Origin of the sequence: Pseudomonas sp. SMV7 (assembly GCF_052041995.1) — a bacterium.
Classification (GTDB): domain Bacteria; phylum Pseudomonadota; class Gammaproteobacteria; order Pseudomonadales; family Pseudomonadaceae; genus Aquipseudomonas.
In genome coordinates this window covers 177,631-203,434 of sequence record NZ_JBKGGT010000002.1, presented here as the reverse complement: position 1 = coordinate 203,434, position 25,804 = coordinate 177,631, and the positions used below count along the sequence as shown (strand labels likewise).

At 64.5% G+C, this 25,804-nt stretch carries 28 protein-coding genes and 1 pseudogene; 13 read left to right on the top strand and 16 right to left on the bottom strand.

Annotated features, from left to right (window positions below):
- Nucleotides 1-88: 88 nt before the first annotated feature.
- From ACLEJP_RS03900 to ACLEJP_RS03880, 5 genes are read left to right on the top strand one after another with little or no spacing between them, the layout of a single operon-like run.
- Nucleotides 89-1,006 carry a DUF72 domain-containing protein gene (locus ACLEJP_RS03900; protein ID WP_440804609.1) on the top strand — a complete coding sequence of 306 codons (918 nt, stop codon included), beginning with the start codon at nt 89-91 and terminating at the stop codon, nt 1,004-1,006.
- On the top strand, nt 1,003-1,788 hold the full coding sequence (locus ACLEJP_RS03895) for an endonuclease/exonuclease/phosphatase family protein (protein ID WP_440804608.1): 786 nt from the start codon (nt 1,003-1,005) through the stop codon (nt 1,786-1,788). The genes ACLEJP_RS03900 and ACLEJP_RS03895 overlap by 4 nt, the downstream gene beginning before the upstream one ends.
- On the top strand, nt 1,785-2,987 hold the full coding sequence (clsB, locus tag ACLEJP_RS03890) for a cardiolipin synthase ClsB (protein WP_440804607.1): 1,203 nt from the start codon (nt 1,785-1,787) through the stop codon (nt 2,985-2,987). Before ACLEJP_RS03895 ends, clsB begins: the two co-directional genes overlap by 4 nt.
- Nucleotides 2,987-3,934, top strand: coding sequence for a lysylphosphatidylglycerol synthase domain-containing protein (locus ACLEJP_RS03885; RefSeq protein ID WP_440804606.1), 948 nt, complete (start codon nt 2,987-2,989; stop codon nt 3,932-3,934). Before clsB ends, ACLEJP_RS03885 begins: the two co-directional genes overlap by 1 nt.
- 33 nt (nt 3,935-3,967) lie before the next feature.
- Entirely contained in the window at nt 3,968-4,399 is a 432-nt protein-coding gene (locus ACLEJP_RS03880; protein ID WP_440804605.1) for a hypothetical protein, read from the top strand.
- Nucleotides 4,400-4,480: 81 nt separating this feature from the next.
- Here the strand turns inward: ACLEJP_RS03880 and ACLEJP_RS03875 are convergent, their stop codons facing one another.
- Together ACLEJP_RS03875 and ACLEJP_RS03870 are read right to left on the bottom strand one after the other, a co-directional pair.
- Entirely contained in the window at nt 4,481-4,705 is a 225-nt protein-coding gene (locus tag ACLEJP_RS03875; protein WP_289135391.1) for a metallothionein, read from the bottom strand.
- Nucleotides 4,702-5,166, bottom strand: coding sequence for a phosphotransferase system, HPr-related protein (locus ACLEJP_RS03870; RefSeq protein ID WP_440804604.1), 465 nt, complete (start codon nt 5,164-5,166; stop codon nt 4,702-4,704). Before ACLEJP_RS03870 ends, ACLEJP_RS03875 begins: the two co-directional genes overlap by 4 nt.
- Before the next feature lie 150 nt (nt 5,167-5,316).
- Here ACLEJP_RS03870 and ligD point away from each other — a divergent pair, with 150 nt between their 5' ends.
- Nucleotides 5,317-7,830, top strand: coding sequence for a DNA ligase D (gene ligD / locus ACLEJP_RS03865; RefSeq protein ID WP_440804603.1), 2,514 nt, complete (start codon nt 5,317-5,319; stop codon nt 7,828-7,830).
- A 32-nt stretch (nt 7,831-7,862) separates the two neighbouring features.
- On the opposite strand, the gene ku is transcribed toward ligD, so the two are convergent.
- The 9 genes and pseudogenes from ku to ACLEJP_RS03820 form a co-directional block, all read right to left on the bottom strand.
- Nucleotides 7,863-8,723: a non-homologous end joining protein Ku gene (gene ku / locus ACLEJP_RS03860; RefSeq protein WP_225777871.1), complete on the bottom strand. Its 861-nt coding sequence runs from the start codon at nt 8,721-8,723 to the stop codon at nt 7,863-7,865.
- Between the two features lie 73 nt (nt 8,724-8,796).
- On the bottom strand, nt 8,797-9,702 hold the full coding sequence (locus tag ACLEJP_RS03855; RefSeq protein WP_440804602.1) for an SDR family oxidoreductase: 906 nt from the start codon (nt 9,700-9,702) through the stop codon (nt 8,797-8,799).
- A gap of 111 nt (nt 9,703-9,813) precedes the next feature.
- On the bottom strand, nt 9,814-10,401 hold the full coding sequence (locus ACLEJP_RS03850; RefSeq protein ID WP_440804601.1) for a 5'-methylthioadenosine/S-adenosylhomocysteine nucleosidase family protein: 588 nt from the start codon (nt 10,399-10,401) through the stop codon (nt 9,814-9,816).
- Between the two features lie 46 nt (nt 10,402-10,447).
- A complete protein-coding gene (locus tag ACLEJP_RS03845) occupies nt 10,448-11,605 on the bottom strand; it encodes a carboxylate-amine ligase (RefSeq protein ID WP_440804600.1) in 1,158 nt (385 codons plus the stop codon).
- A gap of 6 nt (nt 11,606-11,611) precedes the next feature.
- On the bottom strand, nt 11,612-12,565 hold the full coding sequence (locus tag ACLEJP_RS03840) for a methyltransferase (RefSeq protein ID WP_440804599.1): 954 nt from the start codon (nt 12,563-12,565) through the stop codon (nt 11,612-11,614).
- Nucleotides 12,565-13,899: an iron-containing redox enzyme family protein gene (locus tag ACLEJP_RS03835; RefSeq protein ID WP_440804598.1), complete on the bottom strand. Its 1,335-nt coding sequence runs from the start codon at nt 13,897-13,899 to the stop codon at nt 12,565-12,567. Before ACLEJP_RS03835 ends, ACLEJP_RS03840 begins: the two co-directional genes overlap by 1 nt.
- A gap of 21 nt (nt 13,900-13,920) precedes the next feature.
- Nucleotides 13,921-14,118 carry a hypothetical protein gene (locus ACLEJP_RS03830; protein WP_440804597.1) on the bottom strand — a complete coding sequence of 66 codons (198 nt, stop codon included), beginning with the start codon at nt 14,116-14,118 and terminating at the stop codon, nt 13,921-13,923.
- A gap of 60 nt (nt 14,119-14,178) precedes the next feature.
- A pseudogene (locus ACLEJP_RS03825) lies at nt 14,179-14,298 on the bottom strand (KGG domain-containing protein); the annotation flags it as partial.
- 306 nt (nt 14,299-14,604) lie between these two features.
- Nucleotides 14,605-15,486 (bottom strand): Dyp-type peroxidase, encoded by an 882-nt coding sequence (locus ACLEJP_RS03820; protein ID WP_440804596.1) that lies wholly within the window; start codon nt 15,484-15,486, stop codon nt 14,605-14,607.
- Nucleotides 15,487-15,664: 178 nt separating this feature from the next.
- On the opposite strand from ACLEJP_RS03820, the gene ACLEJP_RS03815 reads away from it, so the two are divergent.
- Nucleotides 15,665-16,558, top strand: a complete 894-nt coding sequence (locus ACLEJP_RS03815; RefSeq protein ID WP_440804595.1) for a bile acid:sodium symporter family protein — start codon at nt 15,665-15,667, stop codon at nt 16,556-16,558.
- 33 nt (nt 16,559-16,591) lie between these two features.
- Here ACLEJP_RS03815 and ACLEJP_RS03810 read toward each other — a convergent pair whose 3' ends face one another.
- Complete coding sequence (locus tag ACLEJP_RS03810) at nt 16,592-17,059, bottom strand: sterol desaturase family protein (RefSeq protein WP_440804594.1); 468 nt, start codon at nt 17,057-17,059, stop codon at nt 16,592-16,594.
- Between the two features lie 173 nt (nt 17,060-17,232).
- Between ACLEJP_RS03810 and ACLEJP_RS03805 the strand changes: the two genes are divergently transcribed.
- Complete coding sequence (locus tag ACLEJP_RS03805) at nt 17,233-17,742, top strand: GNAT family N-acetyltransferase (RefSeq protein ID WP_440804593.1); 510 nt, start codon at nt 17,233-17,235, stop codon at nt 17,740-17,742.
- 22 nt (nt 17,743-17,764) lie between these two features.
- Here the strand turns inward: ACLEJP_RS03805 and ACLEJP_RS03800 are convergent, their stop codons facing one another.
- Nucleotides 17,765-19,333 carry a sensor domain-containing diguanylate cyclase gene (locus ACLEJP_RS03800; protein WP_440804592.1) on the bottom strand — a complete coding sequence of 523 codons (1,569 nt, stop codon included), beginning with the start codon at nt 19,331-19,333 and terminating at the stop codon, nt 17,765-17,767.
- A 152-nt stretch (nt 19,334-19,485) separates the two neighbouring features.
- On the opposite strand from ACLEJP_RS03800, the gene ACLEJP_RS03795 reads away from it, so the two are divergent.
- Nucleotides 19,486-19,986, top strand: a complete 501-nt coding sequence (locus ACLEJP_RS03795) for a DUF4142 domain-containing protein (protein ID WP_440804591.1) — start codon at nt 19,486-19,488, stop codon at nt 19,984-19,986.
- A gap of 8 nt (nt 19,987-19,994) precedes the next feature.
- Complete coding sequence (locus tag ACLEJP_RS03790; protein WP_225777884.1) at nt 19,995-20,246, top strand: hypothetical protein; 252 nt, start codon at nt 19,995-19,997, stop codon at nt 20,244-20,246.
- A 77-nt stretch (nt 20,247-20,323) separates the two neighbouring features.
- Here ACLEJP_RS03790 and ACLEJP_RS03785 read toward each other — a convergent pair whose 3' ends face one another.
- A complete protein-coding gene (locus ACLEJP_RS03785; RefSeq protein ID WP_440804590.1) occupies nt 20,324-20,488 on the bottom strand; it encodes a DUF6021 family protein in 165 nt (54 codons plus the stop codon).
- A gap of 57 nt (nt 20,489-20,545) precedes the next feature.
- A complete protein-coding gene (locus tag ACLEJP_RS03780; protein ID WP_440804589.1) occupies nt 20,546-21,532 on the bottom strand; it encodes a DNA-binding protein in 987 nt (328 codons plus the stop codon).
- Nucleotides 21,533-21,772: 240 nt separating this feature from the next.
- On the opposite strand from ACLEJP_RS03780, the gene ACLEJP_RS03775 reads away from it, so the two are divergent.
- The 3 genes from ACLEJP_RS03775 to ACLEJP_RS03765 all read left to right on the top strand — a co-directional run bounded on the left by ACLEJP_RS03775 (nt 21,773) and on the right by ACLEJP_RS03765 (nt 24,462).
- Nucleotides 21,773-22,378 carry a helix-turn-helix transcriptional regulator gene (locus tag ACLEJP_RS03775; RefSeq protein WP_440804588.1) on the top strand — a complete coding sequence of 202 codons (606 nt, stop codon included), beginning with the start codon at nt 21,773-21,775 and terminating at the stop codon, nt 22,376-22,378.
- 141 nt (nt 22,379-22,519) lie between these two features.
- Nucleotides 22,520-23,518 carry a threonine/serine dehydratase gene (locus ACLEJP_RS03770; RefSeq protein WP_440804587.1) on the top strand — a complete coding sequence of 333 codons (999 nt, stop codon included), beginning with the start codon at nt 22,520-22,522 and terminating at the stop codon, nt 23,516-23,518.
- On the top strand, nt 23,515-24,462 hold the full coding sequence (locus tag ACLEJP_RS03765; RefSeq protein WP_440804586.1) for an ornithine cyclodeaminase family protein: 948 nt from the start codon (nt 23,515-23,517) through the stop codon (nt 24,460-24,462). Before ACLEJP_RS03770 ends, ACLEJP_RS03765 begins: the two co-directional genes overlap by 4 nt.
- A gap of 12 nt (nt 24,463-24,474) precedes the next feature.
- Here ACLEJP_RS03765 and codA read toward each other — a convergent pair whose 3' ends face one another.
- The gene (gene codA, locus ACLEJP_RS03760) at nt 24,475-25,716 is read right to left on the bottom strand and encodes a cytosine deaminase (protein WP_440804585.1); all 1,242 of its coding nucleotides are present in this window, start codon (nt 25,714-25,716) and stop codon (nt 24,475-24,477) included.
- Nucleotides 25,717-25,804: the final 88 nt, after the last annotated feature.

Genomic DNA, 25,804 nt, shown 5'->3' with positions numbered 1-25,804 from the left:
TGCACCGTCGATCAATCCTGCTTGAACCCTCGCGCAGCTGCGCCGGTCGCAATTGATGAACCGGTGCAACAAGGAATTAGGAGGCAGCGTGAGCGAAGTGCGCATTGGCATTTCAGGATGGCGCTACGGCCCCTGGCGCAAGGATTTCTATCCCAAGGGCTTGCCCCAGGACGACGAACTGGCGTTTGCTTCACGGGCAGTCAATACCATCGAAATCAATGGATCGTTCTATAGCCTGCAAACACCAGAGCGCTACCGCAGCTGGGCCCAGGCCACCCCTGATGATTTCGTTTTCGCGGTCAAGGCGCCCCGCTACATCACCCATATACGGCGCCTGAAAAACATCGAACAGCCGATGGCCAATTTCTTCGCTTCCGGGCCTTTGCTGCTCGGGGACAAGCTTGGGCCGTTCCTGTGGCAGTTTCCGCCCAGCATGAAATTCGATGAGGCACTGTTCCAGGCGTTTCTGCAGCTTCTGCCGCGTGACCGCGCCGCAGCGCGCCGCTGTGCAGAGGGTTGCGCCGAGCGCCTGCAAGGGAACGGCGGCACGGCCATCGAAGGCAATCAGCGCCTGCGTCATGCAGTGGAAATTCGCCATGAAAGTTTCCTGTGCGAAGCCTTCGTCAAGCTGCTGCGCAAACACAAGGTGGCCCTGGTGGTCGCCGACAGCGCCGGTAAATGGCCCTATGTCGAAGACGTGACGGCCGACTTCGTCTACATGCGCCTGCACGGCGACGTCGAGTTGTACAGCAGCGGCTATACCTCGCGGGCCCTGCGGCGCTGGAAGGAGCGCATCCAGCTCTGGAGCGAAGGCGGCCAGGCCAGCGACGCCGAGCTGATCGTGCCAGGCCCGCCACCGGATGCCGGGTCGCGTGACGTCTATTGCTACTTCGACAACGACCAGAAAGTCCATGCCCCCTACGACGCCCGGCGCCTGCTGGAAAAACTGCACCTGGATCACCACCTGATGACCGAACCCGGCGTGGAACCCGAGGTGGACCTGTGAACAAGACCTTGCCCACGCCCCGTTGCATCATCGACAAGATCACCGCCGTGCACCGGCTGAACGTGCTCACCCTCAACGTGCACAAGGGGTTCACCTTCTTCAACCGGCGTTTCATCCTGCCGGAACTGCGCGAGGCCGTCCGCGCCACCGGCGCCGACCTGGTGTTCCTGCAGGAAGTGCATGGCAGCCACCAGCAGCATGCCGTGCGCCACCCGGCCTGGCCGGACACACCACAGTACGAGTTCCTGGCCGACAGCATGTGGCCGCAGTTCGCCTACGGGCGCAACGCCGTGTATCCCCACGGCGACCATGGCAATGCCTTGCTGTCGAAGTTCCCCATCACCCGGTTCGACAACCTGGACGTTTCTGTCCACGGCAACGAACAGCGCGGCCTGTTGCACTGTCAACTGGAGGTGCCCGGCCATGAGCAGGTACATGCCGTGTGCGTGCACCTTGGCTTGCGCGAAGCCCATCGGCAAAGCCAGGTGAAGCTGCTGCTCGAGTTGCTCGACCGTTTGCCGGCGCGCGCGCCGGTGATCATTGCCGGTGATTTCAATGACTGGCGGCTCAAGGCCGATGCGGTGCTTTCGCAGCGCCTGGTCGAAGCCTTTGGCGAGCGGTTCGGTACCCCCGCCCGCAGTTTCCCTGCGCGCATGCCGCTGTTGCGGCTGGACCGCATCTACCTGCGCAATGCCATGCCCAGCAAGGCGCAGGTGCTGTCCAGCTACCCGTGGTCGCACCTGTCCGATCACGCCCCTTTGGCTGCGGAGATCACGCTGTGAAACGACCCTGGGTGGATGGCAACAGCGTCGAGCTGTTGATCAATGGCGAGGCATTCTACCCCCGCGTATTCGAGGCCATCGGCCAGGCGCGCGAGGAGGTCCTGCTGGAAACCTTCATCATCTTCGACGACAAGGTCGGCCAACAGCTGCAACGGGTGCTGATCGAGGCGGCACGCCGCGGCGTGCGGGTGGAGGTGGTCGCCGACGGATACGGTACCGCAGACCTGCCGGCCAGCTTCATTGCGGCGATGACCGATGCCGGGGTCAGCTTTCACCTGTTCGACCCCCAGCCACGCCTGGCGGGCATGCGCACCAACCTGTTCCGGCGGCTGCACCGCAAGATCGTGGTCATCGACGGCGAACGGGCGTTTATCGGCGGTATCAACTACAGCGCAGACCATCTGGGCGATTTCGGGCCCATGGCCAAGCAGGACTATGCCGTGGAAGTCACCGGCCCGGTGGTGGCGCAGGTGCATGCCGTCAGCCGTCGCCTGATGTCGCCGGTGCTCGAACCGCCCAGCGAGGTACGCCCGGTCACCGCGCCGACTGGCGATATCACGGCCGTGCTGGTCGAGCGTGACAACGGGCAACGCAGCACCGCCATCGAAGCGTATTACCTGGAAGCCTTGCGCAATGCCCGCAAACGCGTGGTGGTGGCCAATGCCTACTTCTTCCCCGGTTATCGGCTGTTGCGCGAGCTGCGCAACGCCGCCCGGCGCGGTGTCGAGGTGACCCTGATCCTGCAGGGCCAGCCGGACATGCGCTGGGTCCGGGCGCTTTCCCGGCTGCTGTACAACTACTTGCTGCGCGACGGTGTGCGCATTCATGAGTACTGCGAACGGCCCCTGCACGGCAAGGTTGCCCTGGTCGACGATGAGTGGGCGACGGTCGGCTCGAGCAACCTCGACCCATTGAGCCTGGCCTTCAACCTTGAAGCCAACCTGTTCATTCGCGACCGCCGCTTCACCGAGCGACTGCACCAGCACCTGACCGCGCTGGCCAGCCAGCAATGCAAGCCCGTGACGCTCGAGCGCATGGTGCGCGGCTACTGGTGGCGGGCACCGCTGATATTCCTGTGCTTCCACGTAATCCGCCAGTTCCCGCGCATTGCCGGCTGGTTGCCTGCGCACCGCAAGCGCCTGAAGTCGTTGCAGCCGGAAGTCGAGACGCAAGGCAACCTGCACGAGGGCAATACCTGATGGAGCGAAAGCGTTGGCATACCTGGGCAAAGCGCCTGTTCACCCTGCTGTTCCTGGTGCTCATCCCGGTGCTGCTGTTCACCCTGGCGCGCAACCTGGACTGGAACGAAGTGCGGCAGTCGTTGCTCGCCTACAAGCCTGGCAGCCTGGCGATCGGGCTGGCAATGGCGCTGTGCAGTTTCCTGATCTTCGCCAGCTACGACCTGCTGGCCCGCACCTATACCGGCCATAGCCTGCCCGCGCGGCAGGTGCTGCCGGTGGCTTTCGTGTGTTATGCGTTCAACCTCAACTTCACCACCTGGGTCGGCGGTGTGGCCTTGCGCTACCGGCTGTACAGCCGGCTGGGGCTGGACACGCCAACCATCACGCGCATCCTCACCCTCGGCCTGCTGACCAACTGGATGGGCTACATGCTGCTTGCTGGCGGTGTGTTCGCCTTGCGCCTGGTAGAGCTGCCGTCCAGCTGGCCGGTCGGCACCGGCGGGCTGCAACTGATCGGCTTCGTACTGCTGGCCATCACCGTCGCCTACCTGCTGGCCTGCGGCCTGGCCAAGAAGCGTACCTGGCAATGGCGCGACCATGAACTGACCTTGCCTTCCCTGCGCCTGGCGTCATGCCAGGTGGCGCTGGGTGCCAGCAACTGGGCAGTGATGGCGTTGCTGATCGACTGGCTATTGCCTGACCAAGCGTTCTACCCGGCGGTTCTGGGCGTGCTGCTGATCAGTTGCGTGGCGGGCGTGGTGGCGCACATCCCGGCCGGGCTGGGCGTGCTGGAAACGGTTTTCCTCGGCTTGCTGCACGGCCAGTTTGGCCAAGGCAGCCTGGTCGCGGCCCTGCTGGCGTACCGCACGCTGTATTACCTGATCCCGCTGGTGCTGGCGGTGATCACCTACCTGGTACTGGAAAAGCGCGCCAAGGCCATGCGCCGGCGCGAAAAAACGGCTTGAATATCGACGACGGCCCAAGGCCGGGAGGTGACCATGCGAATTGCCTGGGTGACACTGCTGCTGCTGCTGAGCCTGGTCAGTGGCAAGGTGCTGGCCGAAGCCTGCGACGTGATGACCCGATCCTCCAGCGAAGCGGTGCGGCCAGTGGAGCAGCACACCTGCTACACCTACGGCAACATGCCGCCTGAAGCGATCAATTGGTCCTGCAGCAACCAGAGCAAGGACATGCTCAGTGCCGAGAAGCGTAAAGTCGCGCGCTGCGCCGACGGTAGCGTGGGCAGCTGCATTGCCCCGCTGACCCAGGAAGCCTTGGCCAACCCCAAGGCTGCGGGGAACGAGCAGCCTTCCACCCGCCCGGCCCTGCCCAAGGATGCCCGGGTGGTGACCTACTACTACGACACGCCGAGCCTGGGCCAGGCGCGAATGGACTGCGAACGCAGCAATGGTATCTGGCAGACCCATTGAAGCCACTCACGGGGCTGCCGTGCAGCCCTTCGCGGGCGCACCCGCGAAGGCGCGCAAAGCGGTCCCTTGCAACTGTACTCATCACGGCGAAATCGGATCGCTCGCCGGGAAGGTTTCATCCAGTGCATTGTCGACATTGCTTTCTTTTGGCTGCGCTACCTGGGCGCAGTTGCAGCCCGGCATGCGGCACGGTTCGCCGTTGCGATGCCCGGTAGCACAGGCTTCACAGCAGTAAGCCTTGCCATCCAGGGGCGCGGCATCGACGGTACAGGTACATTCCTGGCAGGCACAGCGTAATTCGTTCATGGTTTGCCCTCCTCGTCCTGGTCGATCACATCGTCCGTCCACGGTTCGCCATCCAGCGGCGCGGAGCGGGCCAGCTCGGCTTCATCGAGACCGATGCCGCCGCCGATCTCGTCGGCGTCCACATGGCGCAGGGACTTGTCCGCCGGGCCGCCATGGCCAGGTTCGTGCGGGTCACGCGCGCCCGACTCGTCGAACAGGGTGTCCGGGCTGAGGTCGTCGTAGCTGACGTTGTCTTCGTGCAAACTGTCGCCCAGCGTCTCGCCACCGGTCATGCCACTTTCGGCAACGCGGCGGCCCGGGAACTCGTGGGCGACTTCCTGCGGCGGCCGCTCATCACCCGCCCGTCCTTCGCGGTCGTCAAGGCGATCACTGAAGTCCAGTTCATGCACGCTGCCCATGCGGTCTTCGGTATCGTCGATCTCGGTCGGCGTGTAGGGTTTGGGGTCATCAGGTCTGGACATGGTTGTCTCCCTCGGTTGGCTTACTCATGGTCGACTATGCCAAGCGCCGGAAGATTCAGAGTTTCTTGCCAACCTGCAGCGGCTTTTTTGAACTCCCCCGGCCCTGGCTGCCTCCCAACGATAAGACAGCGAATCGCCCCGGAGCCTGCCATGGCCAAGCCCCTCGAGGAATACGCGCGCAAGCGCGATTTCAACGCCACCCCCGAACCCAGTGGCAAGCACAAGCGCGCCCGGCGCGCCCATGCCCTGCAGTTCTGCATCCAGAAGCACGATGCCAGCCACCTGCATTACGATTTCCGCCTGGAACTGGACGGCACGCTGAAAAGCTGGGCCATTCCCAAAGGCCCATCGCTCGACCCCAAGGTGCGCCGCCTGGCCGTGCACGTCGAAGACCACCCGCTGGACTACGCCGATTTCGAAGGGCACATCCCCGAAGGGCATTATGGTGCCGGCGACGTGATCGTCTGGGATCGCGGCATCTGGGAGCCGGAGGGTGACGCCCGCGAGGCCTACGCCAAAGGCAAGCTGCGTTTCCGCCTGCAGGGCGAAAAGCTCAGCGGCGTGTGGAACCTGTTCCGCACCCACCTGGCTGGCAAGAAAGAGCAGTGGATGCTGGTCAAGTCCCATGACAGCCAGGCGCGCAGCGAAAGCGAATACAGTATCGTCGACGCGCAGCCGGACAGCGTGCTCAGCGACCGTACCCTGCTGCCCAAGCGCAGCAGCGGCAAGCCGGCCAAGGCCAAGCCGGCAGCCGGCAAACGCGCGGCCAGTGGTAAAGCTGCGCCGTTGCCAGACCTGTTGCAACCGCAGCTGGCCACGCTGGTCGACTCGCCACCGGCAGGCGACTGGCGCTACGAAGTGAAGTTCGACGGCTACCGCATCCTGGCGCGCATCGACGGTGATGACATTCGCCTGTTTACCCGCAACGGCCATGACTGGAGCGCGAAAATGCCGCGCCAGGTGGCTGCCCTGCGTCAGCTTGGGGTCGACTCGGCCTGGCTGGATGGCGAGATGGTGGTGAACAACGCGCAGGGCGTGGCGGACTTCCAGGCGCTGCAGAACGCGTTCGATACCGCCCACGACGAACAGATCACCTATTACCTGTTCGACCTGCCGTTTCTCGGCGGCCGTGACCTGCGCCAGGTGCCGCTGCAGGACCGCCGCGAAACGCTGCGCCAGCTGCTTGAAGCCAATCAGTCGGACAATCTGCTGTTCTCAGCCGATTTCGACCAGCCAGTGGAGTCACTGCTGGACAGTGCCTGCCGCCTGGACCTGGAGGGGCTGATCGGCAAGCGCGTGGACAGCACCTACGTCGGGCGGCGCAGTGCCGACTGGGTCAAGCTCAAGTGCAAGAAGCGCCAGGAGTTCGTGATCGTCGGCTATACCGAGCCGAAAGGTAGCCGCAATGGCTTCGGTGCCCTGCTGCTGGCACTGCATGACAACGACAGCGGTGAGTTGCGTTACGCCGGCAAGGTCGGCACCGGCTTCAGCGCCACGACGCTGGACAGCATCCATGCGCGGCTCAAACCGCTCGAAATCGCCAAGCCCGCCCTGCCCAGGCCGCCTACCGGGGCCGAGGCCCGGGGCGTGCACTGGCTGAAGCCGCACCTGCTGGCCGAAGTGGCCTACGCGCAGATGACCCGCGAAGGGATCGTGCGTCATTCGGTATTCCACGGCCTGCGTGACGACAAACCGGCCACTGCCATCGACCTGGAGCGCGCCATGCCCGGCAACACCCTGCCCAAAGCCAAAACCAAAACCAAAACCAAGCCCGACAAGGCCCCGGAGCAGTTCGGTGACCTGCGCCTGACCCACCCCGAGCGTGTCATCGACGCCAGCAGCGGCGTCACCAAGCGCGACGTGGCGGAGTATTACGCCGAGGTCAGCCAGTGGATCCTGCCGCAGCTCAAGGACCGCCCGGTGGCCCTGGTACGCGCCCCTGACGGGCTGGCGGGCGAGTTGTTCTTCCAGAAAAACGCCGGCCAGCTACATATTCCCAACGTGCTCAGCTATGACAAAGCCGAAGCCGGCCAGGCCGCGATGATCATCAACCGCCCCGACACCCTGCTGGGCGCCGTGCAGATGAACATGCTCGAGCTGCACACCTGGAACGGCACCGACAAGGACTTCGACAAGCCCGACCGCTTCGTCCTCGACCTCGACCCGGACCCTGCCCTGCCCTGGAAAGCCATGCTGGAGGCCACCCAGCTGACCTTGACCCTGCTCGACGAGCTGGGCCTCAAGGTGTTCCTGAAGACCAGCGGCGGCAAGGGCATCCATGTAGTCGTGCCGCTGACCCGCAAGGCCAGCTGGGACGAAGTGAAGGACTTCAGCCACGCGATCGTCAATTACCTCGCCAAGCTGTTCCCCGAGCGCCTGAGCGCCGTGTCCGGGCCGAAGAACCGCGTCGGGCGCATCTTCATCGACTACCTGCGCAACGGCAAGGGCGCCACTACTGCCTGCGCCTACTCGTTACGGGCGCGCGAAGGGTTGCCGGTGTCGGTACCGATCTGGCGGGAAGAGCTGGCCCAGCTGAAGGGCGCCAACCAATGGAACATCAACAACCTGCGCGAGCGCCTGGCGGAAGTCGACGACCCCTGGGCGGACATGGGCAAGGTGCGTCAGTCGATCACCGCGCGGATGCGCAAGCTGCTGGGCCAGTAACGCGCGGGCCCGGCAGCTGAGCTTGACGCCAGTCAGGAGGCCTTGCGCGTGCGCTTGGCGGGCTTCTTCTCTGCCGCCGGCTTTTTCTTGCCGGCCGCCCCGCCCTTGCCGCCCAGGCTGCGCTTGAGCAGCTCGGTAAGGTCGATGATATCGGCACCTTTTTCCGTGCCGGTTGCCTCGCCTGTCTCCACCGTTTCGATCTTGCCTTTGCTGGCCTTTTCTTCCACAAGGTCGAGGATGGTCTGGCGGAAGGCGTCATGGTACTCATCCGGCGACCAGGCACCGGTCATGTCCTCGACCAACCGTTTGGCCATGTCCAGCTCGCGCTTGTCCACCTTGGCCTCGGTGACGCTGCTGTCCAGCTCCAGCGTGTCCAGCCCACGCACCTCTTCCGGCCAGCGCAGGGTAATCATCACCAGCGCCTCGTCCAGCGGCCGCAGCAAGGCCAGGTGCTGGCGGGTATGCAACACCACCGTGGCCAACGCCACCTTGCCGGTGCTGGCCAAGGTTTCACGCAGCAATGCGTAGACCTTGCCGCCACGCCGGTCGGGGCTGAGGTAGTAAGGCGTGTCGAAATGCTGCAGGGGGATATCGCCGGCGTCGACGAAGGAAAAGATATCGATGGTCTGCGTCGCCTCGGGGCGGGCCTTGCGGATCTCTTCCTCGCTGATCACGACATAGCGGCCCTTTTCGTACTCCACCCCTTTGACGATGTTTTCCTTGTCGATTTCCTTGCCGGTGACCTTGTTCACCCGCTTGTAGCCCACCGGTTCCATGCTGCGCTTGTCGAGCCAGTCGAAGTCCACGCGCTCGGTGCGCACTGCGGTATTCAGGGCCACAGGGATGTGCACGAGGCCAAAGCTGATGGCGCCTTTCCAGATTGCCCTTGCCATGAATCTGCCCCTAGGTTGCCTTGTCGATACCACAAGTGACTGCACCCAGCCGCGAAGGTTTAGCCGGCCAGCCCTATGGCAGCGGGTTGCCGCCAGTCACGCCGAACACCTCGCCGGTGATGTAGCTGGACTCCTGGCTGGCCAGCAGCACGTAGACCGGTGCGCACTCGGCCGGCTGGCCGGGGCGCTTCATTGGCGTCTGGGCACCGAATTCGGGGATTTTTTCCGGCGGCTGGCCGCCACTGGGCTGCAGTACCGTCCAGATCGGCCCCGGGGCCACGGCGTTGACCCGGATACCGCGTTCGATCACCTGCTTGGCCAGGGCCTTGGTGAAGGCAACGATGGCGGCCTTGGTGGTGGCATAGTCAAGCAAGGTGGCCGATGGCTGGTAGGACTGGATCGAGGCCGTGTTGATGATGGTGGCGCCCGCCGGCATCAACGGCACCGCGGCCTGGCACAGCCAGAACAGCGCATAGACGTTGGTTTTCAGGGTGTGGTCGAACTGCTCGTGGGTGATCTGGCTGATGTCCTTGCGTGCCTCCTGCTTGCCGGCGACGTTGACCAGGATGTCCAGGCCGCCGAGCTGTTCGTGGGCCTGCTCGACCAGGTCCTTGCAGAACTGCTCGTCCTTGAGGTCGCCGGCAATCGCAACCACCTTGCGGCCTTCGGCTTCGATCAGCTTGATCACTTCGCGGGCATCGGGTTGTTCGATGGGCAGGTAGTTCAGCGCGATGTCGGCGCCTTCGCGGGCAAAGGCGATGGCGACTGCGCGGCCGATACCGGAGTCTGCGCCGGTGATCAGCGCCTTGCGCCCGGCCAGGCGGCCGAAGCCCTTGTAGCTGGTTTCGCCGTGGTCGGGCTTGGGCTGCATGTTGACGTCCAGGCCCGGCGCGGGTTGGCCCTGGGCCGGGAACGGTGGGTGCGGGTACTGGGTCAGCGGGTTCTGCATGCTGAACTGGTCTCGGGGTTTGTTGGGCATGGGGCTACTCCTCTGCTGAAACCGGGCCGGCCGGCGAAAGGGCCGATACCGGTTTCGAGGACACCCCTCGGTCGATGGTTTGCTCGACCTGGTGCCAGCACCGACCAGCGGTCACACCTGGCTGAACAACACCCGCTTGAATGCCTCGGCCGCCAGGTGCACCTGCACCGCCCAGTCCCCGGCCGCATCGCTGCCGGCATCGTCGGAGATGTATTTCAGGCAGACAAAGGGAATGCCTTCGCTGCGCGCGATCAAGGCCAGCACATAGGCCTCCATGTCGACCACGTCGTACGGTGCGTCGCCGTGGTTGATCTCGAAACTGTCGCCGCTGCCGCAGGTTTCCACGGGCAAGCCGGGGATCACCACGCCATGCTCCAGCAGCACCGGAATATCCGATAGCGGCGTTTCATAACGGGCGAAGCCCAGCGGGGTCACATCCATGTCACGCTGCACGAAGCGGTTGCAGCACACCACTTCGCCTTTGCCGTGACGCAGGCTGCCAGCAGACCCCAGGTTGACGATCAGCCTGGGTTTGCTGGCGGCGATGGCCCGTGTCAGGGCGATGGCGGCATTGACCTTGCCGATGCCGGTGAACACGGTGTTCATCCCGGCGAACACACTGCCCGCCTCGGCCTCGAGGGCAAAGACGAACAAGGTGTCAGCCAGTGAAATGTCAGGGAATTGCTGGGTCAGCATCATGGTGCGGGGTGTCCGGGTGGCTGGCAAAGGGCGCCGCCATTGTCGTTCAACCCTGCGCGATTGCAAGTGCCGAGGGGGTGTGAAGCGGGTATTTGCCGCCTTCCGCCAGTACCTGGTCCATTACCAGGCGTAGGGCTTGCGGCATGGTTTTGCCGCTGGCACGGGCGTGCGCGAAACAGGCCAGCTGGCGGTCTGCACTGGTGCCTTCGGCCACGATCCGGCGCGCATGCAGTATCGCGCGCTCGGCGTCTGCCGTGTCCACGGGAAATGCCTCCTGCAACTGGGCGAGCCAGCCGTGGGCGGAAACCGGCTGCTGTTGCCGCTGGCCGATGAAGGTACCGTGGCGGCCATGGCGCATGGCGCGCCAGTAGTTTTCCTGGGCAACCCAGCGCAGCTCGCGGGTCAGTGGCTCCGGGTCGTGCCCCCAGCGCACGCAGTGCTCGACGATATGCCGGAACAACCCGGCGATACACAGTGCATCTTCCAGGTCCGGGCACGCATCGCAGATGCGCAGCTCGACGGTCGGGTAGCGCCGCGACGGGCGCACGGCCCACCAGAAGTCGCCATCCTTGGCCAGCGACCCGGTACGCTGCAGCAAGGCCCGGTAACGCTCGTAGGCGGACCAGTCGGGCAACGGTTCGGGCAAGCCCATGTGCGGCCACTCGCCACAGATCACCCGGCGATAGCTCAGGTAACCCGTATCCTGGCCACACCATAACGGCGACGAAGTGCTCAGTATCAGCAGCAGCGGCAGCCATGGCACCAGGCGATTGATCAACTGCATCCGGTCGCAACCTGCCGGCACGCCGACATGCACGTGCAGGCCATTGACCAGGCTGCGTCGCGCCACGTGCTGGTAGTCATCGAACAACTGCCGGTAATGCGTTGCGGCGGCCGGTTTCTGCTTCTGCCACTGGGCAAACGGGTGGCTGGCGGCCCCGTACAGGCCCATGCCGTCCTGCGCCAGGGCTTCGCCAAGGCGCTGGCGGCTGTGGGCAAAGAACTCCCGTGCCTGGTGAAGGTTGGCGAATACCGGGGACGCCACTTCGATCTGGCTGCGGAACATCTCCTGGGCAAACGGCGTGCCCAGCACGTCCTGGCAGCGCCTGGCCAGCGCCGGCAGAGGCGCCGCCGGAACGCGGCCGGTGGCCAGGTCGACCAGCAGGTATTCTTCTTCGATGCCGAAGGTGCAAGGCGCTGGCATATCGGCTCAGCCGTTGCGGGTGACGGTGAGTGTGACTGCGGCGATGCGCTCGACCTGCTCGTAGCCACGCTCGCCCAGTTGCTCGCCGAACACGTCCGGGTCGACCTCGCGGTACACCCAGGACCACTCAGGCCCCGCCAGGCGCAGGCGGATGGCTTCGAGCAACGGGTCCCGGCCCTCGATGATCGCCACACCGGTATACAGCAACAGCGAGCCACCGGGGGCAAGCCGCTCGCGGGCCTGTTCGACGATGCGCAGCGACAGCTCGGCGCCCAGCGTGCCACCACCGTGGCGGTAGGTACGCTCCTCCACATCGAGCATGTACGGTGGGTTGGCGATGATCAGGTCGAACAGGCCGGTAATGCCGTCGAGCAGGTCGCTTGGCTCTACCGAGACATTGCTCAGCCCCGCCAGTGCCGCATTGATCGCGGTGTAGCGCAGTGCCAGCGGGTTGATGTCGACAGCGGTGACCTGGGCGTGCGGCACGGCCTGGGCCACCAGCAAGGCACCGACACCGGTGCCGCAGCCAATATCCACGGCATGCTCGACGCGCTTCAGGGTGCGTTGCAGGTGGTCATGGATCACCTGGGCGAAACGGTAGCTGTCCGGGCCGAAGAACACCGCATCGCTGGCTTCGGTGGGGTAAGCCGAGTGCACCAGCAACAAGTCTTCGAGGGTGGACCAGCGAACGGTGCTCGCCAGCCACTCGCCACGCGTGGCCAGCACCTGCGCCTGGCGTAACTGAGCCAGCTCGTCGGCGGAGACCAGCGACGCGGGAAACGGGCGGCTCCAGCCGAACACATCGCGCAGGGTCCTGGCCCGCTCCGCCCCTGGGCGAGCGTTGACCCGGGCATGGGTGGCCGGGGTGACACAGGTGAAGCGGTAGCCGTCGGCACGCAGGCGCTTGCCCAATTGCAGCAAAGCCTGGTCAGCCTGGATCTGTTGTGGGTCAAGCTGCATCAGCGGGGTTCCTCCTGGGCCAGGCCGGTGGCACGCAGGTAGGCCTGGGTCGCCAGCAATCCTTGCGGTGTGGCATGACGGTTGCCGGCCATGCGGTCGATCAAGGTCTCGATGTCGGTTTCCTGTGCTGTACGCGCCCGTGGTGCGTCCAGCTGCAATGGCGCCTCCCAGCGGCCAGGCATCACCCGTGAACCAGGGGCTTGCCAGCCCGCTGCGATCCAGTCGTGCCACAGTTGTTTTTCGTAGGCGGTGAACACACCGTACATGGGCGCCGTCGGGCCTTCGATGAGGGCCCACCAACGGCTGTTCGCAGGGGCCTCTCCACGGCGGATCCAGCCCTGCGCCTGCAACGCGTCGAGGAACGCCGGCATGCCGCCTGGCTCGGCCAGCCACTGGTTGACGGTGCGTTTCTGCAGGCGGCAATGGTCGGAATGCATGAACTGGCCGAAGTGGCGCTTGTGCTCCAGTACCCGTAGCAGCTCGGCCTCCAGCTCGAAGCTGTTGATCAGGCTGGGCGTATCGACCCCCAGGTCATTCAGGCGGTAGCCCAGGCGTACGCGTTGGTAGAAAGCCCCTGCATCATCCGCCGGACACAGCTGGCGCAGCGCCTGGATCGACAGGTGTGCATGCCCGCTGGCGGCGTTGTCGATGGTTACGTGCAACTGGAAGTAATGGCCATCGATGCCCAGTTCCGCCAGTTCGTAGGTGGTGATCAGCAGATGCAGTGGCGGTTGTTCGTAGCCCAGGTTGTAGCCGATGAGCTCGGCCAGGAAGTCATCGGCATGCCGCCCCAGGGCCAGCTGCAAGGCGCCTTGCAGGTAGCGCTGGTCGTCCAGTTCAGGCAGGTCGAGACAGCCCAGCCGGCTCAGCAGGCGTTGGTAGATCAGTACGTGGTTGCAGCGCGGATCGCCACCGCCCAGTTCTTCCAGGTAGGTGCGGATCAGGCCGTGATAGCGCGGATCCCGCCAGTGGCGCAAGGTGCCATGCAGCCATGCGCCGTCCACTGCCTTGGTGGGCGCGACTTGCTGGAGGAACCACAATGCCTGGGCGCGATTGGCAAAATAGCGCCGCGGGCTGCCCTGGCGGCGTTGCGCCAGGTAGGCGGCGTAGGCTTCAGCGACCTCGGCAGCGTGCCCGGCGCTCCAGGCTTCCAGGTGCACGGGGTCGGCAGGCAGGTCATCCTGCAAATCTTGCGTCCGAGCCAATTGTTCGTGCAGCCACGCGGCGCTATCCGCGTCGCTGTCGGCCAGCAATGCCTGGTAACGGGCCTGCAGGCTGGGCGCTGTTACCGAAACCGGTACCTTCGCGGCGGTCTTGCGGGTCATGACCGTCATGCCGTATTCCTTTTGCGGGTGTTATTGGCTGGGTTTCTGTCCGGGCATCGGTTCAGGGTCCGGCGCAGGTTGCGCAGCCGGCTTGTCGCCGGGCTGCTGCATCTGCAGGGACGGTTTGCTCTGGTCGGCATCCTTGGCCGGGTGATCGCTGTCACGGTCGAAACAGCCGCCGACCAGGGTCAGGGCGCCCATCAGGGCTATCAGGGAAGGCAATCGCATGGGGCACTCCTTTTCGGCAGAATCGCAGTGCCAGGCTGCCCCGGCACTGCGTAGCCTCACTTACGAACGGTCGCCCTTGCGGCTCGATTCACTGCTGCGGCCGCCACCGGAATGCTGGCCGCCCTTGCGCCCGGCTTCGGAGGCTTTCTCGCGGTCATTGGCAAAGTTGCCTGGGTTCTTGTTACCACCCTGGCTGCCTTGTTGATTGCCGCTACGGCTGTTCTCTTTGTTGGCCATGGTCTCAAACCTCATATGACTTCGGAATGCACGGCATTACCTGCCGTACACCTGTTCGGAGTTCGGTCATATCGAGGGATTCGGTTTATTGCGAAGCGTTCGGACCAGCGGCATTAAATAAGCGGCAACGCCATATTTGGCGCGCCACAGAGTCGCTCGGTGGGGCCTTCGGGAGCGGGCAGCCCAGCGGCAGCCTTGCGCCACCGCAGTGCCCCTGGCAAATGCGCCAGGGGGCGGGGTGTTCAGCTGTCAGGCCGACAGCAACAGGCGCAGGTCGACCCCCGCTGCGGTCATCGGTGGGCACCAGTAATAGCCACCGCTCAGCGGTCGGCTGAAGCGGTACAGGCCATCGATGATGCCGTCCTCCAGGCCGCTCATGCGCCGCAGCTGCACCTCGAAGGCGTCGAAGCTACGGCCCAGCGCAACGAACGCCAGGCCTGCTCCACGGGTGTCTGCCCAGGACACCGAGCGACGGACCATGAACGCCTCCGGCGCGAAGCTCTCCTGGGCGGTTCGCTTGACATGGGCAGACGCCGGCGCGTCATCCAGTTCTTCGTTGTCGCTCAGGCGGCGGCCGATGATGTCGTCCTGCGCCTGCTGGGGCAGCGACTTGAAGTATTCCAGGTCGTGCTTCCACAGCTGGAACGCAGCAAAGCACGAGCCGTCGAGGCCTGGCTCGGCGGCCTTGAGGATGGCGGCCTCGACCGCTGCCTCGTCACGTGGATTCTCGGTGCCGTCTTCATAACCCGTCAGGTCACGGCCGCCCTGGTGGAGGAAGCCATCGACGTGGTCGACCAGGCTGAACGCCGGGCTCAACAGCTGTTCCAGCGCCTGGGCTTGCAAGTACAGGTCGCCACGTTCCTCCCCGCGCAGCCACAGCCACAGGGCATGCTGGGTGCTGGGGTTCTCCACCACAGCGTCCAGTTGCGGAAACGGCTTCAAGCCATCGACAAGGCTGCCCAGGGCTTTTGCCAGTGGCGCACCGACGCCCAGCGACAGGCGCACGCCGTCAACCCGGCTGGCCAGCGCATCCAGCGCTGCCGGCACCGCATCCAGTGTTTCGATGGCGAAGAACAGGTGGCGGGCGTGAACCGGCACCGGTGTGGCAAGCAGACCTTGCTGAAACGGCATGACAGGCTAATCCTCGGTAAAACCGGGAATGCTACTGTGCCGACAGGCGTGCTGCAACGCGACATGCCGCCTCGCCGGGCGGTGTAACGGCAACAAATGGTTACCAAAGCTGGCGCTTTGCGATTAGCGATCAATCACGGCCTACACTTCTGCCGACCTATCGCCGCGGGAACCTGCCATGACTGCTTCACCGTTGCTCACTGCTGCTCTTCCGCTGGCCCTGGGCATCATCATGCTCGGCCTTGGCCTGTCGCTGACCCTGGCCGACTTCGCCCGCGTGGTGAAGTACCCCAAGCCGGTGGTGGTCGGTTTGGCATGCCAGCTCCTGCTGCTGCCGCTGGTGTGCTTCCTGATTGCCAACGGCTTCGCCCTCGAGCCCGCGCTGGCGGTCGGGCTGATGCTGCTGGCCGCCTCGCCTGGCGGCACCACGGCCAACCTGTTCAGCCACCTGGCGCATGGCGACGTGGCGTTGAACATCAGCCTGACGGCGGTCAATTCGCTGATCGCGATCCTGACCATGCCGTTGCTGGTGAACCTGTCGCTGAGCTGGTTCATGGCCTCGGACCAGGCCATCCCGCTGCAGTTCGCCAAGGTCATGCAGGTGTTTGCCATCGTCCTGCTGCCCGTGGCACTGGGCATGCTGGTGCGCCATTTTGCGCCCGCCTTTGCCGCGCGCATGGAAAAACCGATGAAGCTGGTGGCGGCGCTGTTCCTGGCCTTCACCATCGTCCTGGCCCTGGCCAAGGACTGGCAGACCGTGGTCGAGTACGCGCCGCTGGTGGGCCTGGCCGCGCTGCTGTTCAACCTGCTGAGCCTGGCCGTGGGCTACTGGGTACCGCGCCTGCTGGCCATTCCCAAGCGCCAGGCGATTGCCATCGGCATGGAGGTCGGTATTCACAACGGCACCTTGGCGATTGCCCTGGCATTGAGCCCTTCGCTGCTGAACAACGCGACCATGGCAGTGCCGGCGGCGCTGTACAGCCTGATCATGTTCTTCACCGCGGCGGGGTTTGGCTGGTGGGTCAGCCGCGGGCATGTGGCGCTGCAGGCCAAGGGTGAGGCGGTGAACTGAAGACCGCGCCGGCGACCGGGCCGGCCGCGATTGTCACGGCTGGCTGCGCCTGCTGCGCAACTGCCGTTTCAACACCTGCAATGGCGGTGCGTAGAAGAACCCGAACGAGACGCTCCCGGTGCGGCCCTTCACCGCATGGTGCAAGCGGTGCGCGCGGTGCAGGCGCTGGAGGTAGCGGTTGACCGGGCGTGGCTTGCGCGGCCAGTGCCGATGAAACAGCCCGTCGTGGGCCACGACATACAGCACCCCATAGCCCGCCACGCCAGCGCCAACCCACTGCAAGGGCGCATGACCGCTCTTGCCCAGGGCAACCAGCGCGGTGGCGATCAGCCCCAGGGCCAGCAGGTACAGGTCGTTGGTTTCGAGCATGCCCAGCTGTGGCTCATGGTGCGAGCGGTGCAGCCACCAGCCCCAGCCATGCATGATGTACTTGTGGGCCAGCGTGCCGACACCCTCCATGGCCACCAGGGTGGCGAACAGCACGGCGAGATTGAACAGCATGGAACGGTCCGGGTGAAGGCGAAGGAAGGCGCAAGGGTACCGATTGCCTGGCATTTTTTCCATGCAGGCGTGACCGCTTGCCGGCGCTGGTTGATGAAGCCATTGTCACCTTTCAACCCTTGACCGGTTGCCCGCTTGGGATTAAGACGTAGCGCTTTCAAAGGAGTGAGCCCATGCGCATCCGCCCTACCCTCGAGCGCGATATCCAGTGGCTGCCAGCGGTTGAACGCTCGGCTGCCCAGGCTTTCGCTGACTGGCCGGCCTTGGCCTGGCTGGCGCAGGCCGATGTGCTGGACACCGATGCGCACCGGGCCTTTGTCGCCGCGGGCACCAGCTGGGTTGCCGACGGCCGGCAAGGGCGCGTGCTCGGTTTCGCCTGTGCCCGGTTCGAGCGGCAGGCGCTGCACTTGTGGGAGATTTCGGTGTGTCGGCAGGCCCAGGGGCAAGGCATCGGCCGCGCCTTGCTGCGCCAGGTGGTGGATACGGCGCGCCAGGCGGGTGCCCATGAACTGACCTTGACTACGTTTGCCGATGTGCCGTGGAATGCGCCGTTCTATGCGCGTTTCGGCTTCGAAACGGTTGACGAGGCACGCCTGGACCCGCGGCTGCGAAGCATCCTTGCCGATGAACGTGCCCATGGCCTCGTCGGCCGCTGCGCGATGCGCCTGGGTTTAGGGCGTTGAGCCCTGGCGCGCAACGCGCCGCTCAGGAATCCGCGCTTGCCCAGCTGCCTTCCGCCACGCAGTACCTGTCCCGGCCTTGACGTTTGGCCTCATACAAAGCCGCATCCGCTGCGGCCATCAGCCGCTCGGCGGTCACCTCCTCCCGCGCCGGGTGCCCCGTGGCGATGCCGGCACTGCACGATACCCGCCCCAGTGGGCTGCCTGCATGTTCCAGCATTTGCCGGCGCAACAGCTGCTGTACCTCCTGCACCAGCAGTTCCGCCCCTTGGGCGTCAGTGTCGGGCAGCAGCAGGGTGAACTCTTCGCCGCCGTAGCGCACCGCCAGGTCGGCCGGCCGTTTCAGCGCCTGTTGCAGTACTTCGCCAATGCGCCGCAGGCATTGGTCACCCGCCGGGTGGCCATAGCGGTCGTTGTAGGCCTTGAAATGGTCCAGGTCGAGCATCACCAAGGTCAGCGAATAGCCTTGGCGGCGCGCCCGGCGCAGCTCCGCTTCGAACACCGCATCCAGCCGCCGACGGTTGCCCAACCCGGTCAGGCTATCGGTCAAGGCCAAGGACTTGAGGGTCTGGTGTGCCTGGTGCAGCGCCCGCTCGATGACGATCCGCTCGCGCAACTGGCGCAGTACCACACCAGCAAATGCCGCCAGCCCCAGCAGCAAAAGCAGCAGCACAGCTATCGACTTGATCGCATCGTGCCGCCAGGGCGCGACGATCGACTCCCGCGACAAGCCTGCCTCCGCCACCAATGGGTAACTCGACAGCGCGCGATAGGCATACAGCCGTGGCGTGCCGTCTACCACCGCGACCGCTTCCACCACGCCTTCTGCTGCGTATGGCAGGTGGTTGCGGAAAATCTCGCTGTTGGCCAGGCTGCGGCCCACCACCTGTTCGACGAAGGGCCGCCGAACCAGGATGGTGCCATCGCGCATGGCCAGGACCAGCGCGCCACGTTCGTCGATCTTGAAGTCGCCGTAGTAATGCACGAACCAGTCGACTTTGATCGTTCCCAGCAACACCCCGGCGAAGCTGCCATCGGCATGCTCCAGGCGCCGGGAAATGGGTATGATCAAGGCCCCCGTGGAGCGGCTGCGCACCACCGAGCCGATGTGTACGCGCGGGTCGCGGTGGGTGCGGTGATAGATGAAGTAGTCGCGGTCGGCATTGTTGGCCTTGGGCGGTATCGCTGCCTGGTCGGTGACGACCCAGTTGCCCTGTGCGTCGTAGACGAACAATCCATGCAGCTGCGGCATGATATTTTTCTGCTGTACCAGCAAGGCATGCAAGCGCGGCCGGTCGATATGGTCGAACCCATCTCCCTCCAGCCGCTCGGCCAGGGCTGCCGTGATCGCATCCACCTGGCGGATGGCATCTTCGGCGTGTTGCGCCGTGGCCCTGGCCAGGTTGGTGACCATGTTCTCGGCATTGGTGAAGGCATGCCGGTAATCGCGCCAGATGCGCCAGCCTTCGACCACGACGAAGGCCAGCATGACCATCAGCATGAACGCCAGAACCAGGCGGAACAGCGCCACGGCACGGCCCTCACCGGTCATGGCGAAAAGCCCGTCTTCGTCCTTATTCCTGGCTGCGCACATTGAAATCCCTGGCCACCCCGCGTTTGCCGCTGTTCACTATAGTTCACCAGCATCTGGACACCGCCGGCCAGGAAAAAGATTAAACCTTTGCCCCGCCTTCACCCTCAACCGTACGCGACACTGAGGTCGCGTCACGGTTTAAGGAGTGAGGCATGAGCAATCTCTTCATCAAGCGCGTCGGTTTTTCCATGGTGCTGGGCCTGGCATCGGTACATGCACTGGCGGCGAGTTCCGATGACTTCGTCGAGGCGGCCACCGAGGCCGGCATTGCCGAAGTGGTCACCGGTAACCTGGCCCAGGAAAAAAGCCAGAATACCGAGATCAAGACATTCGCCCAGCAAATGGTCACTGACCACACCCAGGCCAACCAGAAACTCGGCGACATCGCTCGCAAGCTGGACATTTCCGTGCCCGATGAAGCGGCGATAACCGACAAGGTCAAGAAGATGATCCTGGAATGGCGAGAGGAATCGTTCGACAAGGCCTATATCAACAACCAGGTGGACGCCCACGAAAAAACGGTGGAACTGTTCAGGAAAGAAGCCGCCTCGTCGGACAAGGCTGAGCTGAAGGCCTTCGCCAGTGAAACCCTGCCCAAACTCGAACAGCATCTGGAACACGCCAAGGCACTTCAGGCCAAGCACGGCAAGTGAGGCCCGCCATGAGTAACGATGCATTGAGAGCCGAAGTACTGACCCGGCTGTTGCATGCTCACCCTGAGGGGCTTGGCAAGGAAGTGCTGGACAACTACCGCGGTGAGAAGGCGGTGGCCGGCATGCTCAAGACCTTGCAGGAAGCCGGCCTGATCCAGGACGGCAGCGTGGCGGTCGGCAGCGACCACCAGATCAGCGTGAACTACCCGATCAAGCTGTCGGCGGCGGGCGTGGAGGCTGCCAGGCAAGCCGACAGTTGACTGTCGGCGCGCTCGGCCCTTGCTGATGCCGGCAAGCCAGCGCCCTTTGGGGTGGCTGGCTTGCCGGCAATTCACTTCTAGCGCTTTTTCTCGACGTCTCTGGGCGGCTTGGCCGGCCCCTGTGGGTCGACTTGCGGGTCGTCGACATCGGGTGAATCGGGGTCGAAGCCGAGGTCAGCCTCGTGCTCGGCCTGCTCGGACGAATGAGGCCCTTGTTTGCGTTCGGGTCGGGTTTCAGGCATGGCACTATCTCCACCGGGAATGTATAGGGAAGAAAGCCCCGGCGCGAAAAAGTTTGATCAATCTGCAGCCTCGGCCAGTTGCGCCCTGCACTGCGCCAACGCTTCATCACGCTCCTTCAGCTGCTGGGCAAGCTGCTGCAACTGCCGCGCCTGTTCCGCGCCCAGGTCGCGTTGCTGCTCCAGGCGCTGCGCCTGAGCATCCAGCTGCCGACGCATTTCCTCGCTGGCGCCCTGCGCCTGGGCCAGGATCGTACGCAGGCCCTGAATCTGCGCGTCACGCTGCTCGAGCAATTCATCCTGCGCCCTGCACGCGCTGGAAGCCTGGCGGTGCTCAGCCAGCAAGCGCTCGTTATCACGGTGCAGGCGGGTCAGCTCGTCCTGCTTGACGATCATGCCCTGCTGCAACTGGCGCACTTCCACCTGCAGTTGCTGCAGTTGCGCTTCATGGCGGCGTTGTTCCTGCTCGCGCTGTTCGCGGCTGGCGGTGCGGTAGTGCTCCAGCGCGTCGCGGGCATGGCGGTGCTTGTCTTCCAGCGACTTCACCTGCTCGTCCTTGTCCGCCAGGCGCAGCTGCAGCTCGCCCAGCGCCTGGTTGAGGCTGGCACTGCGCAGCTGTTCGGCTTGCAAGGTGCTTTGGGTAGAACGCAGCTGTTCCGATTCGGCGGCCAGTGCGGCTGCGTCGATCTGATGCTGTTGTTGCGCCGCAGCCAACGCCTGCCGGGTGGTCGCCAACTGCGCTTCGAGCTGTTCGCGCTGTTCGGTGAAACGGCTCTCGGCCTGCTCGACCTTCAGGTCGGCCTCATCCTGCAGCTGGTTGGCCAACTGCCCGACCATTCGGCTCAACACCTCGCTCAGCGCAAGGCCGCCCGCGGCGGCTACAGGTTGCTGACCGCTCAGCTCCTTCAGGTAGCGGTGAATGGTGGTCTTGGACCCGGTGTTGCCCAGCTCGATACGAATGGCATCAATGCTGGGGTTTTCGCCCCGGGCAATCAGCGCCTGACGCGCCTGTTGCACTACCACCTTGTTGATACCGCCCCGGGCCATGCTTGCTCCTACGATTTTGTAATGTGATATGTACCATGTAATTACGTACCGATTATGCGGGCAAGCGGCCAGCCTGGCAAACGCGCGCTGACAATGAATAATCACGGCTTATCGAATGTGACAGGCAAAACATGCGGTTTCTGATGTCCAGCAGATGTACGCCGCCGCCCTTGCAAGACGCCTTGTGTCGTTAGCGCTTTGCGGCCACCATGGGGCCTGGCACTCGACCCGCGACAGAAAATGACCCTGGAAAACTACAAGGCAATCGCCGACAGCATCGCGCTGCTGCTGTACCCGCACGCAGAAGTCATCATTCACGAACTGCGCAGCCAGACCGTCGTTCACATCGCCAACAATTTCTCCCAGCGTGAACTGGGCGATGATTCGGCGATCGACCACGAACTGGAAGACTTGCTCAACGGGGTCAACCTGGGCCCGTACGAAAAGCTCAACTGGAACGGCCAGAAGATCCGCTCCATCAGTAGCGTGCTGCGCAACCAGGCGGGTGAAGCCGAGCACCTGATGTGCATCAACCTGAATGTGTCGGTGCTGGAGCAGGCCCGCGCGGCGCTGGATGCGTTCTTCCAGGTGAGCCGGCTGGTGCCGCAGCCCGATTCGCTGTTCCGCAACGACTGGCAGGAACGCATCAATACCTTCCTGCATGCCTGGCTGGGGGAACGCAACCTGTCCCTGCAGACATTGCAGGCCAAAGACAAGCGCAGCCTGGTGCAGGCATTGCATGCCGAGGGCGCGTTCGAGGGGCGTAGCGCTGCCGACTACATCGCCAAGGTGCTCAACATGGGCCGGGCCACGGTGTACAAGTACCTGAAGGAACTGCGCGCCTAGGCGGCAGCCAACCTCTTCCGTTTTGTTCCATGACATTGGCGAGCCAGGCAGAGGCGCGCGGGGTCAGGTTCACCCCCTTGCCAGAAATAGACAATATGTCTATGGTGGACTGACTTTCTACGATTGTTCAGGAGTGCAATCATGTCCAGCGCCACAGGTTTCCCCAAGGTCGATGCCACTTACCTCGACACGCTGTACCAGGCGATCAAGGATGCCCATGTGGCACTGCGCCCAGCCGTCAGCATCACGCCGTTGACCTACAGCGCCCGCCTCTCGGCTATCAGCGGCTGTCACGTACTGCTCAAATGCGAGCATTTGCAGCACACAGGCTCGTTCAAGTTTCGCGGGGCCAGCAACAAGATCCGCCTGTTGCCCGTGGACCAGCGCGGTGCAGGGGTGATTGCCGCGTCTTCCGGCAACCACGGGCAGGCGCTGGCATTGGCAGGCAAAGGCGCTGGGGTGCCGGTCACCGTGTATACCAGCAACGGCGCGTCTGCCTATAAAGTACAGGCCATGCGCGCGCTGGGCGCTGAAGTGGTCGGCTTGCCCACCGACCCGTTGGGGGCCGAACTGGAGGCTGCCAGGCAGGCCCAGGTCCAGGGCAAGCCATTCGTCTCCCCTTATAACGACCCGCAGGTCATTGCCGGGCAAGGCACCATCGGCTTCGAGCTGTTCGAGCAGGCACCGGACCTGGACGCCGTGTTCGTGGCCGTCGGCGGTGGCGGAATGATCTCCGGTATTGCTGCAGCCCTGCGGGTACTCAAGCCGGGTACCGATATCATCGGCTGCTGGCCAGAAAACGACCCGGCGCTGGAGCAGTCGCTCAAGGCTGGCAAGATCATCGACGTGGCCGCCCGCGAGACGCTGTCCGATGGTACAGCCGGCGGCGTCGAGCCTGGCAGCATTACCTTCCCGCTGTGCCAGGCGTTGCTGACCGACACCGTGCTGGTCAGCGAGGCCGAAATCAAGGCCGCCATGCGCGAGATCGCCAGCAGTGAACGCTGGATCATCGAAGGTGCCGCGGCCGTCGCCGTCGCCGGCATGCAGAAGCTTGCCGAGCGTTACCGCGGCAAGCGTGTCGCGGTCATCCTGTGTGGCCGCAACATCGTGCTGGACGCGTTCCTCGGGGCTATCCAGTGAGGTGCTTCAGCAAGGCGCAAATCGTCGCCAGCCTCGACCCCGAGGTCGCACTGCTTTGCCTGGAGCAAGGCTTCATCGCCTTCTCGGCGGGCAAGGTCCAGGTGCCACCGGTCCAGGGCTTCAGCTTCCCAGGCGCGAACGGCGACTGCTGCGTGAAGTCGGCCTATGTGGAGGGCAGCGCCACCTTCACCGTGAAAATCTCGACCGGCTTCTATGACAACCCGGGCAAAGGCCTGCCGAGCAACGATGGCCTGATGCTGGTGCTGTCTGCGCACACCGGGCAGCCCTTGGCGCTGCTGCAGGACGAGGGTTGGCTGACCGGCATGCGCACCGCCCTGGCCGGGCGGATTGCCGCACGCTTGCTGGCACCGCCGCAGGTCACTGCCATCGGCATATTGGGCACCGGCATGCAGGCGCGGATGCAGCTTGAACAGCTGGGCGCCATTACCGATTGCCGTCAGGTCGTGGTCTGGGGCCGGCAGGACAGCGGGCTGGCTGGCTACCGTGCGTTCGCCCGCGCGCTGGGTTATGAAGTGCGCACCACGCAGGATGCCGCCGAGGTCGCAGGGGCAGCCAACCTGATTGTCTGCACCACCCCCTCCCGCCAGCCGCTGTTGCGCAGCGAGTGGGTCCGGCCCGGCACGCACATCACCGCTGTGGGTGCCGACGGGCCGGGCAAGCAGGAGCTGGACCCGGCACTGGTGGCCAGGGCCGCGCGCATCGTCGTCGACTCGGTCGCGCAGTGCAGCCAGTACGGCGAGGTTGCCCACGCCTTGCGCAGTGGCCAGATCGACACGACGCAACTGATCGAACTGGGTACCTTGCTGGCCAGCGGCGCCCCCGGGCGGGAGCACGCTGACCAGATTACCCTGGCGGACCTGACCGGTGTGGCGGTACAGGATGCGCAGATCTCAAGCTGTGCCCTGGCGGCGATGACCGCCTGAGGCCACGCCGCCTCAGGCAAAGCGCTGCACGAGCGCCGGTGTCCGCTGCATCAGCACCTTGCCATGGCGCAGCGACACCAGTGCATGCCCCTGGCTGCGGACCATCTCGTAATCGTCCGGCGCCGACAGCAGCAGCAGGTTCGCCGGGCGCCCCTCCGCGATGCCGTAGCCCTCGCCCAGGTTCAGGGTGCGGGCGCTGTTGTCGGTGATCAGGTCCAGGCAACGCTGCAGGTCTTCGTAACCGAGCATGTGGCAGATGTGCAGGCCAGCTTCGAGAATACGCAGGATGTTGCCGTTGCCCAACGGGTACCACGGATCGACGATGGAATCCTGGCCGAAGCACACGTTCATCCCGGCACGGTCGATCTCGGCCACGCGGGTGACGCCTCGGCGTTTCGGGTAGTTGTCGAAACGCCCTTGCAGGTGGATGCTCTCGGTCGGGCAGGAGACGAAATTGATACCCGACAGCTTCAGCAGGCGAAACAGCTTGTAGCAGTAGGCATTGTCATAGGAACCCATGGCCACCGTATGGCTGGCTGTAACCCGGGGCCCCATGCCGCGCACCCGGGCCTCCTCGGCCAGCACTTCGAGGAAGCGCGACTGGGGGTCGTCGGTTTCGTCGCAATGCACGTCCACCAGGCAGCCGCTGCGCTCGGCCAGGTCCATGAGGAACTTCACCGACGCCACGCCCTGGTCGCGGGTGTTCTCGAAATGCGGAATGCCGCCCACCACGTCGGCGCCGATGGCTACCGCCTCGGTCATCAGCGCCCGGCCATTGGCGTACGACTCGATGCCTTCCTGAGGAAAGGCCACGATCTGCAGGTCGACCAGGTGACGCACTTCGTCACGCACCTCGACCATGGCCTTGAGCGCGGTGAGCTTCGGGTCGGTAACATCGACATGGGTGCGCACATGCTGGATACCATGGTCCACCAGCATGCCGATGGTCTTTTTCGCACGGCTCTTGATGTCCTCATGGGTGGTGATTTCCTTGCGCTCGGCCCAGCGTTCGATGCCTTCGAACAGGGTACCGCTCATGTTCCACTTCGGCTCGCCCGCCGTCAGCGTGGCATCGAGGTGGATGTGCGGCTCGACAAAAGGCGCCACCACCAGGTTCTGCCCGGCATCCAGGTCACCCGCAGGCGTGGGCGCCACCCCATTGGCCTGGGGCACGATGGCGGCGATGCGCTCGCCGTTCAGTTCGATGCGGAACAACCCAGGCTTGCCGCGCAGGCGTGCGTTGATAATGTTCATGCTGTTACTCCTTGCGGTGGTCTGCGCTCATACGCCCTATCAACAGGGCGACCGAAGCATTCATGCGGAAGTGCGTGCAGGCCGGGCA

What these genes read in the sequence shown, in the direction of transcription:
- ACLEJP_RS03885 (WP_440804606.1), top strand. Translation starts at nt 2,987, where the DNA reads ATGGAGCGAAAGCGTTGGCATACCTGGGCAAAGCGCCTGTTCACCCTG.
- ACLEJP_RS03880 (WP_440804605.1), top strand. Translation starts at nt 3,968, where the DNA reads ATGCGAATTGCCTGGGTGACACTGCTGCTGCTGCTGAGCCTGGTCAGT.
- ACLEJP_RS03875 (WP_289135391.1), bottom strand. Translation starts at nt 4,705, where the DNA reads ATGAACGAATTACGCTGTGCCTGCCAGGAATGTACCTGTACCGTCGAT.
- ACLEJP_RS03870 (WP_440804604.1), bottom strand. Translation starts at nt 5,166, where the DNA reads ATGTCCAGACCTGATGACCCCAAACCCTACACGCCGACCGAGATCGAC.
- ligD (WP_440804603.1), top strand. Translation starts at nt 5,317, where the DNA reads ATGGCCAAGCCCCTCGAGGAATACGCGCGCAAGCGCGATTTCAACGCC.
- ku (WP_225777871.1), bottom strand. Translation starts at nt 8,723, where the DNA reads ATGGCAAGGGCAATCTGGAAAGGCGCCATCAGCTTTGGCCTCGTGCAC.
- ACLEJP_RS03855 (WP_440804602.1), bottom strand. Translation starts at nt 9,702, where the DNA reads ATGCCCAACAAACCCCGAGACCAGTTCAGCATGCAGAACCCGCTGACC.
- ACLEJP_RS03850 (WP_440804601.1), bottom strand. Translation starts at nt 10,401, where the DNA reads ATGATGCTGACCCAGCAATTCCCTGACATTTCACTGGCTGACACCTTG.
- ACLEJP_RS03845 (WP_440804600.1), bottom strand. Translation starts at nt 11,605, where the DNA reads ATGCCAGCGCCTTGCACCTTCGGCATCGAAGAAGAATACCTGCTGGTC.
- ACLEJP_RS03840 (WP_440804599.1), bottom strand. Translation starts at nt 12,565, where the DNA reads ATGCAGCTTGACCCACAACAGATCCAGGCTGACCAGGCTTTGCTGCAA.
- ACLEJP_RS03835 (WP_440804598.1), bottom strand. Translation starts at nt 13,899, where the DNA reads ATGACGGTCATGACCCGCAAGACCGCCGCGAAGGTACCGGTTTCGGTA.
- ACLEJP_RS03830 (WP_440804597.1), bottom strand. Translation starts at nt 14,118, where the DNA reads ATGCGATTGCCTTCCCTGATAGCCCTGATGGGCGCCCTGACCCTGGTC.
- ACLEJP_RS03820 (WP_440804596.1), bottom strand. Translation starts at nt 15,486, where the DNA reads ATGCCGTTTCAGCAAGGTCTGCTTGCCACACCGGTGCCGGTTCACGCC.
- ACLEJP_RS03815 (WP_440804595.1), top strand. Translation starts at nt 15,665, where the DNA reads ATGACTGCTTCACCGTTGCTCACTGCTGCTCTTCCGCTGGCCCTGGGC.
- ACLEJP_RS03810 (WP_440804594.1), bottom strand. Translation starts at nt 17,059, where the DNA reads ATGCTGTTCAATCTCGCCGTGCTGTTCGCCACCCTGGTGGCCATGGAG.
- ACLEJP_RS03805 (WP_440804593.1), top strand. Translation starts at nt 17,233, where the DNA reads ATGCGCATCCGCCCTACCCTCGAGCGCGATATCCAGTGGCTGCCAGCG.
- ACLEJP_RS03800 (WP_440804592.1), bottom strand. Translation starts at nt 19,333, where the DNA reads ATGTGCGCAGCCAGGAATAAGGACGAAGACGGGCTTTTCGCCATGACC.
- ACLEJP_RS03795 (WP_440804591.1), top strand. Translation starts at nt 19,486, where the DNA reads ATGAGCAATCTCTTCATCAAGCGCGTCGGTTTTTCCATGGTGCTGGGC.
- ACLEJP_RS03790 (WP_225777884.1), top strand. Translation starts at nt 19,995, where the DNA reads ATGAGTAACGATGCATTGAGAGCCGAAGTACTGACCCGGCTGTTGCAT.
- ACLEJP_RS03785 (WP_440804590.1), bottom strand. Translation starts at nt 20,488, where the DNA reads ATGCCTGAAACCCGACCCGAACGCAAACAAGGGCCTCATTCGTCCGAG.
- ACLEJP_RS03780 (WP_440804589.1), bottom strand. Translation starts at nt 21,532, where the DNA reads ATGGCCCGGGGCGGTATCAACAAGGTGGTAGTGCAACAGGCGCGTCAG.
- ACLEJP_RS03775 (WP_440804588.1), top strand. Translation starts at nt 21,773, where the DNA reads ATGACCCTGGAAAACTACAAGGCAATCGCCGACAGCATCGCGCTGCTG.
- ACLEJP_RS03770 (WP_440804587.1), top strand. Translation starts at nt 22,520, where the DNA reads ATGTCCAGCGCCACAGGTTTCCCCAAGGTCGATGCCACTTACCTCGAC.
- codA (WP_440804585.1), bottom strand. Translation starts at nt 25,716, where the DNA reads ATGAACATTATCAACGCACGCCTGCGCGGCAAGCCTGGGTTGTTCCGC.